15 protein-coding genes are annotated in these 14,811 nt (G+C 66.7%); 9 read left to right on the top strand and 6 right to left on the bottom strand.

Going from position 1 to position 14,811, the window contains the following annotated elements; all coding sequences use genetic code 11:
* Positions 1-174 precede the first annotated feature (174 nt).
* From ACLQ3C_RS04060 to ACLQ3C_RS04040, 5 genes are all read left to right on the top strand, one after another.
* A complete protein-coding gene (locus ACLQ3C_RS04060) occupies positions 175-375 on the top strand; it encodes a hypothetical protein (RefSeq protein ID WP_425703676.1) in 201 nt (66 codons plus the stop codon).
* A 319-nt stretch (positions 376-694) separates the two neighbouring features.
* Positions 695-1,747: a sulfate ABC transporter substrate-binding protein gene (locus ACLQ3C_RS04055; RefSeq protein WP_425703974.1), complete on the top strand. Its 1,053-nt coding sequence runs from the start codon at positions 695-697 to the stop codon at positions 1,745-1,747.
* Positions 1,744-2,625, top strand: coding sequence for a sulfate ABC transporter permease subunit CysT (cysT, locus tag ACLQ3C_RS04050; RefSeq protein WP_425703674.1), 882 nt, complete (start codon positions 1,744-1,746; stop codon positions 2,623-2,625). The genes ACLQ3C_RS04055 and cysT overlap by 4 nt, the downstream gene beginning before the upstream one ends.
* Positions 2,622-3,572, top strand: a complete 951-nt coding sequence (cysW, locus tag ACLQ3C_RS04045; RefSeq protein WP_425703672.1) for a sulfate ABC transporter permease subunit CysW — start codon at positions 2,622-2,624, stop codon at positions 3,570-3,572. Before cysT ends, cysW begins: the two co-directional genes overlap by 4 nt.
* A 1-nt stretch (position 3,573) precedes the next feature.
* The gene (locus ACLQ3C_RS04040) at positions 3,574-4,569 is read left to right on the top strand and encodes a sulfate/molybdate ABC transporter ATP-binding protein (protein WP_425703670.1); all 996 of its coding nucleotides are present in this window, start codon (positions 3,574-3,576) and stop codon (positions 4,567-4,569) included.
* A 40-nt stretch (positions 4,570-4,609) separates the two neighbouring features.
* Here ACLQ3C_RS04040 and ACLQ3C_RS04035 read toward each other — a convergent pair whose 3' ends face one another.
* Genes ACLQ3C_RS04035 through ACLQ3C_RS04015 form a run of 5 tightly spaced genes read right to left on the bottom strand, consistent with a single transcriptional unit; the run spans position 4,610 to position 10,209 of the window.
* Positions 4,610-5,350 carry a sirohydrochlorin chelatase gene (locus ACLQ3C_RS04035; RefSeq protein WP_425703668.1) on the bottom strand — a complete coding sequence of 247 codons (741 nt, stop codon included), beginning with the start codon at positions 5,348-5,350 and terminating at the stop codon, positions 4,610-4,612.
* Positions 5,347-6,675, bottom strand: a complete 1,329-nt coding sequence (locus ACLQ3C_RS04030) for a sulfate adenylyltransferase subunit 1 (RefSeq protein ID WP_425703666.1) — start codon at positions 6,673-6,675, stop codon at positions 5,347-5,349. Before ACLQ3C_RS04030 ends, ACLQ3C_RS04035 begins: the two co-directional genes overlap by 4 nt.
* Entirely contained in the window at positions 6,675-7,646 is a 972-nt protein-coding gene (gene cysD, locus ACLQ3C_RS04025; RefSeq protein ID WP_425703664.1) for a sulfate adenylyltransferase subunit CysD, read from the bottom strand. Before cysD ends, ACLQ3C_RS04030 begins: the two co-directional genes overlap by 1 nt.
* Positions 7,628-8,395 (bottom strand): phosphoadenylyl-sulfate reductase, encoded by a 768-nt coding sequence (locus tag ACLQ3C_RS04020; RefSeq protein ID WP_425703662.1) that lies wholly within the window; start codon positions 8,393-8,395, stop codon positions 7,628-7,630. The genes cysD and ACLQ3C_RS04020 overlap by 19 nt, the downstream gene beginning before the upstream one ends.
* A complete protein-coding gene (locus ACLQ3C_RS04015) occupies positions 8,392-10,209 on the bottom strand; it encodes a nitrite/sulfite reductase (RefSeq protein ID WP_425703661.1) in 1,818 nt (605 codons plus the stop codon). Before ACLQ3C_RS04015 ends, ACLQ3C_RS04020 begins: the two co-directional genes overlap by 4 nt.
* Positions 10,210-10,519: 310 nt before the next feature.
* On the opposite strand from ACLQ3C_RS04015, the gene ACLQ3C_RS04010 reads away from it, so the two are divergent.
* Both ACLQ3C_RS04010 and hemW read left to right on the top strand, forming a co-directional pair.
* Positions 10,520-10,651, top strand: a complete 132-nt coding sequence (locus tag ACLQ3C_RS04010; protein WP_425703660.1) for a hypothetical protein — start codon at positions 10,520-10,522, stop codon at positions 10,649-10,651.
* Positions 10,627-11,859 carry a radical SAM family heme chaperone HemW gene (hemW, locus tag ACLQ3C_RS04005; RefSeq protein ID WP_425703658.1) on the top strand — a complete coding sequence of 411 codons (1,233 nt, stop codon included), beginning with the start codon at positions 10,627-10,629 and terminating at the stop codon, positions 11,857-11,859. The genes ACLQ3C_RS04010 and hemW overlap by 25 nt, the downstream gene beginning before the upstream one ends.
* A gap of 7 nt (positions 11,860-11,866) precedes the next feature.
* On the opposite strand, the gene ACLQ3C_RS04000 is transcribed toward hemW, so the two are convergent.
* Entirely contained in the window at positions 11,867-12,322 is a 456-nt protein-coding gene (locus tag ACLQ3C_RS04000; protein WP_425703656.1) for a type II toxin-antitoxin system VapB family antitoxin, read from the bottom strand.
* Between the two features lie 171 nt (positions 12,323-12,493).
* Here ACLQ3C_RS04000 and hrcA point away from each other — a divergent pair, with 171 nt between their 5' ends.
* Positions 12,494-13,528 (top strand): heat-inducible transcriptional repressor HrcA, encoded by a 1,035-nt coding sequence (gene hrcA, locus ACLQ3C_RS03995; RefSeq protein ID WP_425703654.1) that lies wholly within the window; start codon positions 12,494-12,496, stop codon positions 13,526-13,528.
* A 133-nt stretch (positions 13,529-13,661) separates the two neighbouring features.
* On the top strand, positions 13,662-14,807 hold the full coding sequence (gene dnaJ, locus ACLQ3C_RS03990; protein ID WP_425703652.1) for a molecular chaperone DnaJ: 1,146 nt from the start codon (positions 13,662-13,664) through the stop codon (positions 14,805-14,807).
* Positions 14,808-14,811: the final 4 nt, after the last annotated feature.

Genomic DNA, 14,811 nt, shown 5'->3' with positions numbered 1-14,811 from the left:
GTACGCGTCCACGGCGTACGGTCGAGGGGACCGGCGGGCCATCACCTGTGGTGGCGATACCATGACACGCGGTCCGGGCAGCCCCGGACGACGAGCCCGAATCGTACGAACCGGGATTTCCAATCATGCTGAACGAAATTCCGGCGACGACCGCCGATGGATGAGGAGATCACTGTGAGCGGCCTACTCGCCTGGTGGGATGGCGTGGAGGAATGGCTGACCGGCCTGGCCTTCGTGCCACAGCTGCTGGTCACCCTCGTCGTTCTGGTGCCATGCGCCATCCTCGTCGCGATTGTGCTGAATGCGCTGGTCGACGGCGTGATGTCGGTGATCGATCGGCGACGCTTCGCCGATGAGGACAGGAAGGGTTTGTAACCGGTGATCCGTTCACGTGTGACCTGGGCGCTGCTGGCGCTGGTCGTTCTCATCCTGCTCGCCTGGCTCCTGACGCGATAGCATCTCGGCGCGGCCGGGTAAAGAGGGACGTCCGAGCGGGTCAGTCCGGCCCGATGTGATTGCTAGCGTGAGTCGTCCGCCGGGGCAGTGGTCGATGGAGACCTCCGCTGTCCCTCGGACCCGATCGGCGTTCGGGATCGGATCGTGCACAGCCCAATCATGGAGGAACGTGTCAGTGAGCGCTGCCGTCATCTCGCGACGCAGTACGCCGGTACTGGTGCTTCTGCTGGCCCTCGCGATGACCGCGCTCTCCGGTTGCGGCGGTGGTTCCACCGACGAACCCGGTGGTGTGGACATCTCCAGCGGCAGCCGTCACCTCGACCTCGTGGCGTATGCGACGCCCAAACCCGGTTTCGACCACATCATCCCGGCCTTTCGGGCAACCGCAGCAGGCGCCGACATCGGCTTCTCCTCGTCCTACGGTGCCTCCGGTGACCAGTCCCGCAAGGTGGCCCGGCGAGTTCCGGCCGATGTGGTGAACTTCTCGGTCGAACCCGACATCACCAGGCTGGTGAAGGCCGGCCTGGTCGACAAGGACTGGAAGAAGCAGGAGCCCAACAACAGCACGCCATTCGGTTCGGTCGTCGCACTGGTCGTACGCAAGGGCAACCCGAAGAACATCCACGACTGGAACGACCTGCTGAAGCCGGGCGTTCAGGTGGTCACCCCGAATCCGGGCAGCTCGGGTTCGGCGAAGTGGAACCTGCTCGCCCCGTACGCGGCGTTGAGCAACGGCGGACGCAATCCGCAGGCCGGCCTCGACTACGTGTCGGAACTCGTGCGTGACCATGTGCGCGTCGTCCCGAAATCCGGTCGTGAGGCCACCACGGCCTTCGAGCAGGGGCAGGGCGACGTGCTGATCAGCTATGAGAACGAGGCCATCATGCTCGACCGGGCGAACGCGGACGCGAGCCCGCAGAACCAGGTCGAGTACCTCATCCCGCCGCAGACGTTCAAGATCGAGAATCCGGTCGCGATCGTCAACACCACCAAGGATCTCGCGGCGGCGCGCGCATTTGTGGGCTACCTGTTCACCGACGAGGCGCAGCGGATCTGGGCGAAGCAGGGTTTCCGTCCGGTGGTGCCGTCGGTGATCGCCGAGACCCGCGACCTGTTCCCCGGCACCATCGAGAAGCTGTGGACCATCAAAGATCTCGGTAAGGTCCTCGGTGCCGGGACCGCCGCCGAAAATGACGGCGTGGACCTCACCGGCTGGAAGGCCGTCGACTCGGCATTGTTCGGGACCAGCGGTGCGATCACCAAGATCTACGACGCAGGGGGCAGACAGTGACCTCGAACGTCTCGACGACCACCCCGGACGCGGGCGAACGCCCGCAATCACGGCCGCCTGGTGGGTTTCTCGGACGCGCACGCACTTTCACCGGTGTCAGCCCCGCGACCATCGGGGTGGCGTGGCTGTGGCTCAGCATCATCGTGTTGCTGCCGCTCGCCGCGATCACCGTGCAGTCCTTTGACGACGGGTGGAGCGGGTTCTGGGATGCGGTCACCGCGCCGGCCGCTCTCGACGCACTCGGGATCACGGTGCTCGTGTCGGTGGTGGCGGCGGCCATCAACGTGGTCTTCGGCACCATCATCGCGTGGGTGTTGGTGCGAGATGACTTCCCCGGCAAGGGATTCGTGAACGCGATCATCGACCTGCCGTTCGCGCTGCCGACGATTGTGGCCAGCCTCGTGCTGCTTTCCCTGTACGGACCCAACAGTCCACTGGACATCCAGCTCAACGCCACCAAGCCGGCACTGGTGATCGCGCTGACCTTCGTCACACTGCCGTTCGTGATCCGCCAGGTGCAGCCGGTGCTTCTCGAACTCGACGTCGACGTCGAAGAGGCCGCTGCGGTTCTGGGCGCCAAGAATTGGACGACGTTCCGCAAGATCATCCTGCCCGCGCTGCTCCCGTCGATCCTGACCGGAGCCGGACTCGCCTTCACCCGGGCGATCGGGGAATTCGGCTCGGTCGTGCTGATCGGCGGCAACATCCCCGGCGAGACCCAGGTGGCCTCGCAGTACATCCAGCAGCAGATCGAGATCGATGCGCCGGTCAACGCCGCGGCGATCTCGGTGGTGCTGCTGCTCATAGCCTTCGTGACGCTGTTGATCCTGCGTATTGCGGGCCGGCGGCAGTCGACTCGGGAGGATGCGGATCGATGAAGGTATCCCCGCTGGCCCGCTATGGGCTGCGTACCGTTGCGCTCGTCTATCTGTTCATCCTGTTGATCGTGCCGGTCGGCACCATCTTCTACCGCTCCTTCGAGCACGGGATCGTGCAGTTCTGGGACTGGATCACCACCCCGGCGGCGATCTCGGCCCTGCAGTTGAGTCTGCTGATCGTGGTCATCGTCGTTCCGCTCAACGTCGTGTTCGGCGTACTCACCGCACTCGCCCTGGCACGTGGACGCTTTCCCGGCAAGGGACTGCTGCAGGCGGTCGTCGACCTGCCGTTCGCGGTGTCGCCGGTCGTCGCCGGTGTGGCCCTGATCCTGTTGTGGGGATACGGCGGCTGGTTCGGGGGTGTGGAGAGTCTCGGCTTCCGCGTCATCTTCGGATTCCCGGGACTCGTACTCGCAACGCTGTTCGTCACCTTGCCGTTCGTCGCGCGTGAGGTGGAGCCGGTCCTGCGGGAGATCGGTACCGAACAGGAAGAAGCCGCAGCAACTCTCGGAGCCAATGCCTGGCAGGCCTTCTGGCGTGTGACATTGCCGGCGATCCGGTGGGGCCTGACCTACGGCATCGTGCTGACGGTGGCGCGAGCGCTCGGTGAGTACGGGGCGGTCACCATGGTGTCGTCGAACTATCCGGGCATCTCCCAGACCCTGACGCTGCTGGTCAACTCCCGCTACACCGACGACTACAACGAATTCGGTGCGTATGCGGCCGCAACGCTGTTGATGTTCGTCGCGATCGTGGTGCTGGTCCTGATGTCGTTCGTCGACCGGCGTGCCAGGTCCCGGCTGGCCGATGCCAGCGAGTCGACCGGCGCGGACGCCGTGGTCGAAGCCGAGCTGACGGTGCCGCACGGCCCGGAAGCGATCGATGCGCATCAGCTTGTCGCCGAGCGTGTTCCAGAGAATCTCACCGCCCGCCAGAAAGGCGTCTGACATGTCCATCTCGGTGATCGGCGCGAACAAGCGCTACGGCGACTTCGCGGCCCTCGATGATGTGTCCATCGACATCCCCGACGGTCAGCTGACCTCGCTCCTCGGTCCGTCCGGTTCGGGGAAGTCGACGCTGCTGCGCGCGATCGCCGGCCTCGACGCCCTCGACTCGGGCACCGTGATCATCAACGGCGACAACGTGTCGAAGAAGGCGCCGCAAAAGCGTGACATCGGATTCGTCTTCCAGCACTACGCCGCGTTCAAGCACCTCACGGTCCGCGACAACATCGCCTTCGGCCTCAAGATCCGCAAGCGGCCCAAGGCCGAGGTGGATGCCAAGGTCGACGAACTTCTCGAGATCGTCGGACTCACGGTGTTCCAGAGGCGATTCCCCGCCCAACTCTCCGGCGGGCAGCGGCAGCGCATGGCATTGGCGCGTGCGCTGGCCGTCGATCCCAAGGTGCTGCTGCTCGACGAACCGTTCGGTGCGCTCGATGCCAAGGTCCGTGACGAACTGCGCCGATGGTTGCGTCGTCTGCACGAGGAAGTGCACGTGACGACGGTGTTGGTCACCCACGATCAGCAGGAGGCGCTCGACGTCTCCGACCGCATCGCCGTCCTGAACAAGGGCCGGATCGAACAGGTCGGATCTCCCGACGATCTCTACGACCGCCCGGTCAATCCGTTCGTGGCGTCGTTCCTCGGTTCCACGGTGCGTCTCAACGGCGAACTCGTCCGGCCGCACGACATCCGGATCGGTCGCACCCCCGAGTTGGCATGGCCGGCAACCGATCCGACGCTCGACACCGGTGTCCTGCGGGCCACCGTTCAACGAGTGGTGAACCTGGGTTTCGAGACGCGGGTGGAACTCGTGTCGGCGGCCTCCGGTGAGGAGTTCGTGGCACAGATCACCAGAGGTGACCAGAACGCCCTGAATCTGCAGGCGGGCGAGACGATCTATGCGCGGGCGACCAAGGTGGCGGCGCTGACCGATAGCTGAGCAAGCAGACACACGCCAGGTGGCGGCGCGGGCGTTCGGTTCAGGTCCGCTGCTCGGCGGTCAGATCCCCGGACCGCAACCGCGGCAGTGCCGTTCGGTAGCGATCGAGGATGGCGACGACGACGTGGGGATGTGCCCCGAGGGGACCGGCCACCAACGCGCCCGGGGCGAGTCGGTCGAGGGCTTCCTCCACGCGTTCGATCAGCAATCCGGCGGACAGGAAGTACGGGCTCAGCGCGATCCGATGGGCCCCGGCCGCCGACAGTCGGCGAAGGGCGCCCCGCAGCTTGATCTCGTCCTGACCGAGCTGGGTCGCGAAGACCACGTCGACCGGTCGGTGCAGGCGAGTGGACAGCTCGATCGCGCGACGCCGAACCACAAGCGCCGCAGCGGGATTCGACGATCCCACCGCGGTGACAAGGATCCCGTCGGAGTCGCCGGGCCCGGCCTGCGCCAGCCGGTCGGCAAGCGCCGAGGTCAGCGAGGCCTGACCGATCACGTCGGTGATCACCACCGCGGCCGGCGTAGATTCGGCGGCGACGATGCGGGGCAGATCGATCTCGCTGTGATACCCGGGCGCCAGGAGGAGCGGTACGATCACCAGCTCGCCGTCGACCGAGGAGATCGAGTCGGCCACCGTGGGTTCGTCGAGACCGAGGTAGGACAGCCGGACCTCCACATGCGGCAAACGCTGTGCCACCGCATCTCGCACCCGGCGGGCCGTGTCCCCGAATCGGGGATCACGGCTGCCGTGCGCGACGAGCAACAGGGTCGGACTCACACCAGCTCTTTGAGGTGCAGCGACGCGAGCGCGTCGCCGACCAGGCCGGCGGCCAGCGTGTTGCCACCTTGCGGATCGATCAACAGAAAGCTGCCCGATTCGCGGTTGACCTGGTAGTCGTCGGCGGGGATCGTCTCGGCTGTCTGTACGGTGATGCGACCGATCTGGTTCAGCTCCAATGTGTCCGGTGCGTCGGTGAGCGCCAGATTCTGTTCGTCGAACAGCACGTCGAGGGTGCCGACGATGGCCTGGGTGGTCTTGGTGCCGTGTTTGAGCAGTAGCCGGGCACCTGGGCGCAGCGGCTTGTCGGCCAGCCAGCAGACGGTGGCGGAGAACTGCTGGACCGGCTCGGGCGCGTCGCCGGCCGAGGCGATGAGGTCACCGCGCGAGATGTCGACATCGTCGGCGAGGAGCAACGTGACACTCCGGCCGGTGTGGGCGGTGGCCAATTGTCCATCGGCCGTGTCGATCTGGGTGACCGTCGTCCGGACGCCGGACGGCAGCACCACCACCTGGTCGCCGACCGAGACGCGCCCGGCTGCGATCTGACCCGCATAACCGCGGTAGTCCGGGTATTCGGTGGTGCGGGGACGGATCACATACTGCACCGGGAATCGCAGGCCCACCTCGGAATGCTTGTGTCCGGTCGCCGCATCGGTGCCGTTCGGGACCGTCTCCAGGAACTCGATCAGGGTGGGGCCATCGTAGAACGGTGTGTTCTGCGACCGGATGGCGATGTTGTCGCCGTGTAGCGCCGACACCGGGATTGCGGTCACCTGATCGTCAGACCAACCCAACGTTCGGGTGAGATCGCGGAATTCCGAGGCGATCTCGGTGAAAACGCTCGCGGCGTCGTCGACCAGGTCGATCTTGTTGACGGCCAGCACCAGTTGCGGGACCCCGAGCAGCGCCATCACCGCCGCATGTCGACGTGTCTGGGAGACAACACCATTGCGGGCGTCGACGAGCAGCATGACCAGCTGTGCGGTGGATGCGCCGGAGACGGTGTTGCGGGTGTACTGGACGTGCCCGGGCGTGTCGGCGAGCACGAATGAGCGTGTGGGGGTGGCGAAGTAGCGGTAGGCCACGTCGATCGTGATGCCCTGCTCACGTTCGGCGCGCAGTCCGTCGACCAGCAGCGAGAGGTCCGGACCGGCGAGGCCGCGGTCGACCGAGGCCTTGGTGACGGCGTCGATCTGGTCGGCGAGAACCGATTTGGTGTCGTAGAGCAGCCGTCCGACGAGGGTCGACTTGCCGTCGTCGACGCTGCCGGCCGTCGCAATGCGCAGCAGATCGGGGACGTGTCCGAGAGTGTTGTTCGCCATCAGAAGTATCCTTCACGTTTTCGGTCTTCCATCGCTGCTTCGGACACCCGGTCGTCGCCGCGGGTGGCGCCGCGCTCGGTCAGTCGCGACGCGGCGACCTCGGCGAGGACGGCCTCGTTGTCGGCGGCGTCCGAGAGCACCGCGCCGGTCGACGATCCGTCACCGACGGTGCGGTAACGCACCGAGAGTCGTCGGATCTGTTCGCCCTCGCGCGGTCCACCCCACGGTCCGGGGGTCATCCACATGCCGTCGCGTTCGAACACGTCCCGCTGGTGGGCGTAGTAGATCTGGGGCAGCAGCACCTGCTCGCGGGCGATGTAACGCCACACGTCGAGCTCGGTCCAGTTCGAGAGCGGAAACACGCGCACATGCTCGCCCGGGGCGTGGCGGCCGTTGTAGAGATTCCACAACTCGGGGCGCTGACGTTTCGGGTCCCACTGGCCGAAAGCGTTGCGCAGGGAGAAGATCCGCTCCTTGGCGCGCGAGCGCTCCTCGTCGCGGCGGCCACCGCCGAAGACCGCGTCGAAGCGATTCTCGGTGATCGCATCGAGCAACGGGATGGTCTGCAGTGGGTTGCGGACACCGTCGGGGCGCTCGGTCAGGCGTCCGTCGGCGAGATAGTCCTCGACCTTGGCCACATGCAGGCGCAGATCGTGACGCGCGACCACCTGATCGCGGAACTCGAGGACCTCGGGCAGGTTGTGGCCGGTGTCGACGTGCAGGAGCGAGAACGGCAGCGGCGCCGGCCAGAACGCCTTGAGTGCCAGATGCAGCAACAGGGTGGAGTCCTTGCCGCCGGAGAACAGGATCACCGGTCGCTCGAACTCGCCGGCGACCTCACGGAAGATGTGGATCGCCTCGGACTCGAGTGCATCGAGGGTGGTGAACTCGTCGGTGTCGGCGAGCGCGCCGACGGCCACGGAGGCGGGGTCGGTGGAGGAATCGGTGACGGTCATGCGTGTAACCCACATTCTGTCTTGGCGCGGCCGGCCCAGCGGCCGCTGCGCGGATCGGATCCGGGTTCGGGTTTGGCCGTGCACGGGGCACACCCGATGGAGGGATAGCCTTCGTCGACCAACGGATTGACGAGCACACCGTTGGCGTCGATGTAGTCCTGCATCTGCTCGTCGGACCAGGCGGCGATCGGGTTGATCTTGACCAGGCCGAAGCCTTCGTCGAAGGAGATCAGCGGCGCGTTGGCGCGAGTGGGTGCCTCCACCCGACGGATGCCGGTCACCCACGCGTCGTATGCCTGCAGACCAGCCTTGAGCGGCACCACCTTTCGCAACCGGCAGCACTCGCCGGGATCCCGCGCGAACAGATTGCGGCCCAACAGTTCATCCTGCTCGGCGACGCTGTGCTCGGGGGTCAGATCGACCATCTCGACGCCGTAGACCTGCTCGACCGCGTCCCGGGTGCCGATGGTTTCGGCGAAGTGGTAACCGGTGTCGAGGAACAACACCTTGACCGGATCCCCGCCCAGCAGTTCCTGATCGACGTGCTTGACGGCGAGATCCACCAGCGCGGCGTCCTGCATGTTGGAGGCCACGACAAAGTTGTCACCGAAAGTCCGCGCGGTCCAGGCCAGTAGCTCCTCGGGAGTCGCGTCGGACCCGAGTTCGGCGGCACCCTGCTCGGCGAGTGCGCGCAGTTCGTCTTTTCCGAACCGGCGGCCGGCCGGCGTGGTGTCGCGGGCGGTGGTGTCGGTGGTGGTGCTCATCGCAATGCCTCCTCGTCGGCGCGAACGGCCCACTGCGCGAATCGTTCACCGTTGGTTCGCTGCTCGGCGAAGTTGCGCACGATCCGCTCGATGTATTCGTTGGCCTCGGTTGCGTAGATCTTGTGCTGACGCAACTTTCGTCCGAAGGCCGAATCCTCGCCGAGGCTTCCACCGAGGTGAACCTGGAAGCCCTCCACTGGTTTTCCGTTCCCGTCGTCGATGAGCTGTCCCTTCAGGCCGATGTCGGCGACCTGCACGCGCGCGCAGGAATTGGGGCAGCCGTTGAAATTGATGGTGACCGGGACGTCGAGGGTTTCATTGAGCTGGGCCATCCGCTCCTCGAGTAGCGGTACGAGACTCTGTGAGCGGCTTCGGGTCTCGGTGAACGAGAGTTTGCAGTACTCCAGGCCGGTGCAGGCGATGAGGTTGCGCCGCCAGATCGACGGGCGGGCGGTGAGCCCGACGACGGTCAGATCCGCTTCGAGTTGGGCGACCTTGTCGTCGCCGACGTTGACCACCACGAGTTTCTGGTACGGGGTGAGTCGGACGTCGTCGCTGCCCGCCTTCTCGGCGGCGTCGGCAATGGCGTCGAGGAGCTCGGCGGAGAGTCGTCCGGATACCGCAGAGAAGCCGACGGCCTTGAGCCCGTTGGTCAGATCGGTGATGCCGACGTGGTCGATCGGGTGCGTCGGCGGCGTGGGTGCCGGTCCGTCGATGAGCTTGCGGTGCAGGTACTCGTCCTCGAGGACCTGACGGAACCTCTCGATGCCCCAGTCCTTGATGAGGAATTTGAGGCGGGCCTTGGAACGCAGCCTGCGGTATCCGTAGTCGCGGAAGATGGCCACGACACCCTCCCAGACGTCGGGAACCTCGTCGAGCGGGATCCATGCGCCGACGCGCTGGGCGAGCATCGGATTGGTGGACAGCCCGCCACCGACCCACAGGTCCAGGCCGGGACCGTGTTCAGGATGCACGACGCCGACGAACGCGACATCGTTGATCTCGTGGACGACGTCCTGCAGGCCGGAGACGGCGGTCTTGAACTTGCGCGGCAGATTGGAGTACTCGGGGTCACCGATGTAGCGGCGCTTGATCTCTCGCAGTGCCGGCGTCGCGTCGACGACCTCATCGGGATGGAGCCCGGCCAGGGGGGAGCCGAGCATGCCGCGCGGGCAGTCGCCGCAGGCCTCGGTGGTTTCGAGGCCGACTTCCTCGAGGCGGCGCCAGATCTCCGGAACGTTCTCGATCTCGATCCAGTGGAACTGGATGTTCTGGCGGTCGGTGACGTCGGCGGTGCCGCGGGCGAAATCGCGGGAGATGCCGGCGAGTGTGCGTACCTGGGCGAGATCGAGCTGACCGCCGTCGGTGCGCACCCGCATCATGAAATACGGGGCCTCGAGGAGGTCGGCGTTGTCGTCGCCGGTGTAGGTGCCGTCGTAGCCCTGGGTGCGCTGGGTGTAGAGACCCATCCAGCGAAAGCGGCCGCGCAGGTCGCCCTTGTCGATCGAGTCGAATCCCTGCCTGGCATAGATGTTTTCGATGCGAGCGCGCACGTTGAGCGGGTTGTCGTCCTTTTTGGACTGCTCATTGGCGTTGAGTGGTTCGCGATAGCCGAGTTTCCATTGGCCCTCGGCGCGTCGTTTGGCCGGGCGCGTCTTCTTGCGGACGGCCCGCTCGTCGCCTCCGGTGCCACCGGCGGGGTCGCCGCCGTTGGGGGTGCCGGCGGCTCGCGTCGGCCGGTTCCGCCGGGCGGGGCCGGACTTCTCGGGTACGGGCGAACCGTTCGCCTCGGTGAGGTCCGTCGTTGACGTCATGAATTCTCCTGTACCGGCACGCGAGCACCGGCGATCGCACGGTCTGGGCTGTGACGTGGCGGCATTACCGCGGCGAGAAATGCGGTTGTTCTCCGGGGCCGGACGTCGTCTAGCGACGACAGGAAGCGCTGCAGACGCGCTTGAGATCGACGTGGCGTCGCGCGGCGAGCCACACCCCGGGGAAATTCACGCACTCCATAGTGCCACGTGCCTCCGTCCGGCGTCTACTTGGGAATACTTTTCACCACGCTGAGGCAAACTGGCCTGCATCGATGTCGGGCGGGCCAGAAGGGTCGACGGCGCAGCGGTGATGTCGTTGGAGACCAAGGCATGCGGCGACATGGGTATTCCCGCGGGCGGGCGCGAGCGTGATCTCGAGGTCATGGCCGCCTCGACGTCCGATTTCGGTTCCACCGGATGCGCGCGCATCATGGGGACGTGACGTCCATATCCGCCCCTCTCGCGCCGCAGGACATCCGGACGGCCTGCGGCGCGGTGGAACCCGACCGCCCATTCGGGCTCTACCTGCATGTGCCGTTCTGTGCTTCCCGGTGCGGCTACTGCGACTTCAACACCTACACCGCGGGGGAGCTGGGGTCCTCGGCGTCGCCGGATTCGTGGTTCGAGGCGGTGACCCGCGAACTCGATCTCGCGGCCGGGATGCTCGCGCCCGCCCGGAAGGTCTCGACGATCTTCGTCGGCGGCGGCACCCCGTCACTGCTGGGTGACGACGGATTGGCGCGGTTGCTCGCTGCGGTTCGCAGTCGGTTCGAGCTCGCCGACGATGCCGAGGTCACCACCGAATCCAATCCCGAATCCACGTCGCCGGAGTTCTTCGCGCGGCTGCGTGCGGCCGGATTCACCCGCATCTCGCTGGGGATGCAGTCGGCGGCGCCGCATGTATTGGCCACGCTCGACCGCACCCACACGCCGGGCCGCGCGGTGGCCGCTGCGCGCGAGGCCGCCGACGCCGGATTCGCCCACATCAATCTCGACCTCATCTACGGCACACCTGGCGAGACCGATGCCGACCTCGATGCGAGTCTGGATGCGGTCCTGTCCGTGCCGGTCGATCATGTGTCGGCGTATGCGCTGATCGTCGAGGACGGTACCGCTCTGGCGCGCCGGGTGCGGCGCGGCGAGCTGCCTGCGCCCGACGACGACGTACTCGCCGCGCGGTACGCGCGCATCGATGAACGGCTGGGCGCCAACGGTTTCGACTGGTACGAGGTATCGAACTGGGCGACCTCCGAGCCGGCGTGGTGTCGGCACAATCTGGCCTACTGGTACAGCCACGACTGGTGGGGGGTGGGGCCGGGTGCGCACTCGCACGTCAACGGGGTGCGGTGGTCCAATCTCAAACACCCGGCGCGCTACGCGACGACGCTGGCCGACGGCGACCTGCCGGTGGCGGCCCATGAGGTGCTGACGCCGGCGGACCGGCACGTCGAGTCGGTGATGCTGACCGCGCGGTGCCGCAGCGGACTGCGACGCGATGATCTCGACGCCGCCGAGTTGTCGGCCGCCGAGCGGTTCACCGAGCGCGGGCTGCTCCGGCCGGTCGGCCGGATGCTGGTCCTCACCGACCGCGGCCGGCTGCTCGCCGACGCGGTGGTGCGCGACATCCTTGTCGCCGGCGAAAGGTCCTGAATCGGCCTCACCGCCGCGGCAGGGTCCATCCGGTCGCACGTGCCGCCCGCCGGTGACCGCCGCCCGGCGACGCATCCCGCGGCGGCAACTCGCCGCGGGTGAGGGGGAGTTCGTCGGTTTCGGTGGCCAGCTGCTCGTCGAGGGGTGGGGCATCAGGGTGCAGGTCGAGCGCGTCGAGGTCGAGCATCCGGGCGTGCACGACGGTGCGATTGCGCAGAGCCGAGCGAACTGCCCGGTGCAGGCCATCCTCGAGGTAGAGATTGCCGTTCCAGCGCACCACATGCGAGAACAGGTCGCCGTAGAAAGTGGAGTCCTCACTGAGCAGCTTGTCGAGCGCGAGGACCGTGGTGACGGTGATCAGTTCATCGAGCCGGAACTGCCGGGGCGGGATCTTGGCCCAACCACGATGCGTCAACGCATGATCGGGGTAGGGTTTGCCCTCCCGGACGCCTTTGAAGATCATCGGGACTCTTCCTGTGGTCGTTGGGGCGGTGATCGAGATGTTCGACGACTACGCCTCGCGGGCGGGTCACGCGCAACCGTACTGCGTGCTCCGGTTCGGTAGATGCGGCGGTTTCGTAGACTGGAACGCACCCACTGTAGGGCAGCGGGCGCTCGAGAGGAGGTCTGGCCGGTGTCGACCACCGATGAACGGCGGTTCGAGATCCTTCGCGCCATCGTCACCGACTTCGTTTCCACCCAGGAACCGATCGGATCGAAGGCACTCGTCGAGCGGCATCAACTCGGTGTCTCGAGTGCCACGGTCCGTAACGACATGGCGGTGCTCGAAGCCGAGGGCTACATAGCGCAGCCCCACACGAGCTCGGGACGCGTGCCCACCGACAAGGGCTACCGCATGTTCGTCGACCGCATCAGCGAGGTCAAACCGCTGTCGTCGGCCGAGCGGCGCGCGATCCTGTCGGTGCTCGATTCCGGGGTCGACCTCGATGACGTGCTGCGCCGATCGGTGCGGTTGCTCGCGCAACTCACCCGGCAGGTGGCCGTCATCCAGTACCCGGTGCTCTCCACGGCGTCGGTGCGTCACCTCGAGGTGATCACCCTGTCGCCGTCGCGGCTGTTGCTGATCGTCATCGCCGACACCGGGCGCGTCGAGCAGCGCATGGTGGCGCTCGCGCAGGATCTCGACGACGCCGACATCGTGCGGCTTCGCGACATGTTCTCCGTGGCACTGCACGGCAAACGGCTCGAGGAGGCGTCCGCCGCAGTGGCCGAGGTGGCCAACAACGCCCCCGCCGACATCCGTGTCGCGACCGTCAACGTGGCGACAGTGCTCGTCGAGACGCTCGTCGAACGCGGCGAAGACCGGGTGGTGTTGTCCGGGACCTCGAATCTCGCACGGGCGGCAGCCGATTTCGCGCCGCTGACCGGCGGCATGGATTCGGTTCTCGAAGCACTCGAAGAGCAGGTCGTGGTGCTCAAGCTGCTCGCGACAAGCCAGCGGATGGGGCGGGTCACCGTGCAGATCGGTGAGGAGACCCAGACGGAGAACCTGCGTGGCACCTCGGTCGTGTCGACGGGGTACGGTGCTTCGGGCACCGTGTTCGGCGGAGTCGGCGTCGTCGGGCCCACCCGCATGGACTATCCGGGAACCATCGCGTCGGTTGCGGCCGTTGCCAAGTATGTGGGCGAGGTGCTCGCCGAGCGGTGACCTCCGACGCCCGAACGCGGCCCGTGACGGTTGTGGTGGCCGACGCCGCGTCGCGTCGTATGTCCCAGGTGCCGGGACCTATATGCGTCCCCGGCACGATACGTGAGCTGAAGAACGAAGGACCGAGACAACCGTGGCAACTGACTACTACGGAACCCTGGGCGTCGCCAAAGGTGCGAGCGACCAGGAGATCAAGCGGGCCTACCGGCAGATGGCCCGCAAGCTGCACCCCGACGTGAACCCGGGCGAAGAAGAGCGCTTCAAAGAGGTCACCACCGCCTACGAGGTGCTCAGTGACCCCGAGAAGCGCCGGATCGTCGACGCCGGCGGAGATCCGCTGGCTGGTCCGGGAGCGGGTGGATTCGGCGCAAATTTCGGGGGCGGGGGCCTCGGGGACGTGTTCGAGGCGTTCTTCGGCTCCGGCGGTGGTTTCGGTGGTAGCCGCGGACCGCGGTCCCGCGTGCAGCCGGGTGAACCGGCGTTGGTCGCAGTCGAACTCGACCTCGAGGAATGCGCGGCCGGGGTCAGCAAGGAGATCACCGTCGACACCGCGATCCTGTGCGACACCTGCCACGGATCGGGGACCCACGGCGACTCCAAGCCGGTGACCTGCGATACCTGTAGGGGTGCGGGTGAGATCCAGGCTGTTCAGCGTTCCCTGCTCGGCCAGGTGATGACGGTACGCGAATGCCCCACTTGCCATGGCACCGGCGAGATCATCCCCGATCCCTGTCCCAAATGTGGCGGCGAGGGCCGAGTGCGATCACGGCGGACCATGACGGTGCGGATCCCGGCAGGCATCGAGAGCGGGATGCGGGTCCGGCTGGTCGGCCAGGGCGAGGTCGGCCCGGGCGGGGGTTCGGCCGGCGACCTCTACGTCGAGGTCGGCGAGCGTCCGCATGAGGTCTTCATCCGGGACAAGGACGACCTGCACTGCACGCTGCGGGTGCCGATCGCCGACGCCGCGCTCGGCGGGAGCTATGAGGTGCCCACGATCCTCGGCGATACCGCCACGGTCACCGTCGAGCCGGGCACGCAGCCCGGCCAGGTCGTCAAACTGCGCGGGCAGGGCATGCCGCATGTGAACACCGGAGTACGCGGTGCGCTGCACGTACATCTCGATGTCACGGTGCCCGGCAAGCTCACGGCCGCGCAGACCGAAGCACTGACGGCGTTACGCGATGCCTCCGACGACTCGATCGATCTCGTGACCACCTCGGCGGCGGCGGGGCCGGGCGGGTTGTTCTCCCGGCTGCGCAACGCCTTCGCCGGACGCTGATCGG

The sequence above is a fragment of the Gordonia sp. DT30 genome (assembly GCF_049844915.1).
Taxonomy (GTDB): Bacteria; Actinomycetota; Actinomycetes; order Mycobacteriales; family Mycobacteriaceae; genus Gordonia.
Note: the sequence above shows the minus strand (reverse complement) of the source record. Positions and strands in the feature narration are given on the sequence as shown.

Bases quoted from the DNA above. Each gene is read 5' to 3' on its own strand.
- ACLQ3C_RS04015 (WP_425703661.1), bottom strand. From the start codon at position 10,209: ATGACGTCAACGACGGACCTCACCGAGGCGAACGGTTCGCCCGTACCC.
- ACLQ3C_RS04000 (WP_425703656.1), bottom strand. From the start codon at position 12,322: ATGATCTTCAAAGGCGTCCGGGAGGGCAAACCCTACCCCGATCATGCG.
- ACLQ3C_RS04040 (WP_425703670.1), top strand. From the start codon at position 3,574: ATGTCCATCTCGGTGATCGGCGCGAACAAGCGCTACGGCGACTTCGCG.
- ACLQ3C_RS04010 (WP_425703660.1), top strand. From the start codon at position 10,520: ATGTCGTTGGAGACCAAGGCATGCGGCGACATGGGTATTCCCGCGGGC.
- hemW (WP_425703658.1), top strand. From the start codon at position 10,627: ATGCGCGCGCATCATGGGGACGTGACGTCCATATCCGCCCCTCTCGCG.
- ACLQ3C_RS04030 (WP_425703666.1), bottom strand. From the start codon at position 6,675: ATGGCGAACAACACTCTCGGACACGTCCCCGATCTGCTGCGCATTGCG.
- cysD (WP_425703664.1), bottom strand. From the start codon at position 7,646: ATGTGGGTTACACGCATGACCGTCACCGATTCCTCCACCGACCCCGCC.
- cysW (WP_425703672.1), top strand. From the start codon at position 2,622: ATGAAGGTATCCCCGCTGGCCCGCTATGGGCTGCGTACCGTTGCGCTC.
- ACLQ3C_RS04020 (WP_425703662.1), bottom strand. From the start codon at position 8,395: ATGAGCACCACCACCGACACCACCGCCCGCGACACCACGCCGGCCGGC.
- ACLQ3C_RS04055 (WP_425703974.1), top strand. From the start codon at position 695: ATGACCGCGCTCTCCGGTTGCGGCGGTGGTTCCACCGACGAACCCGGT.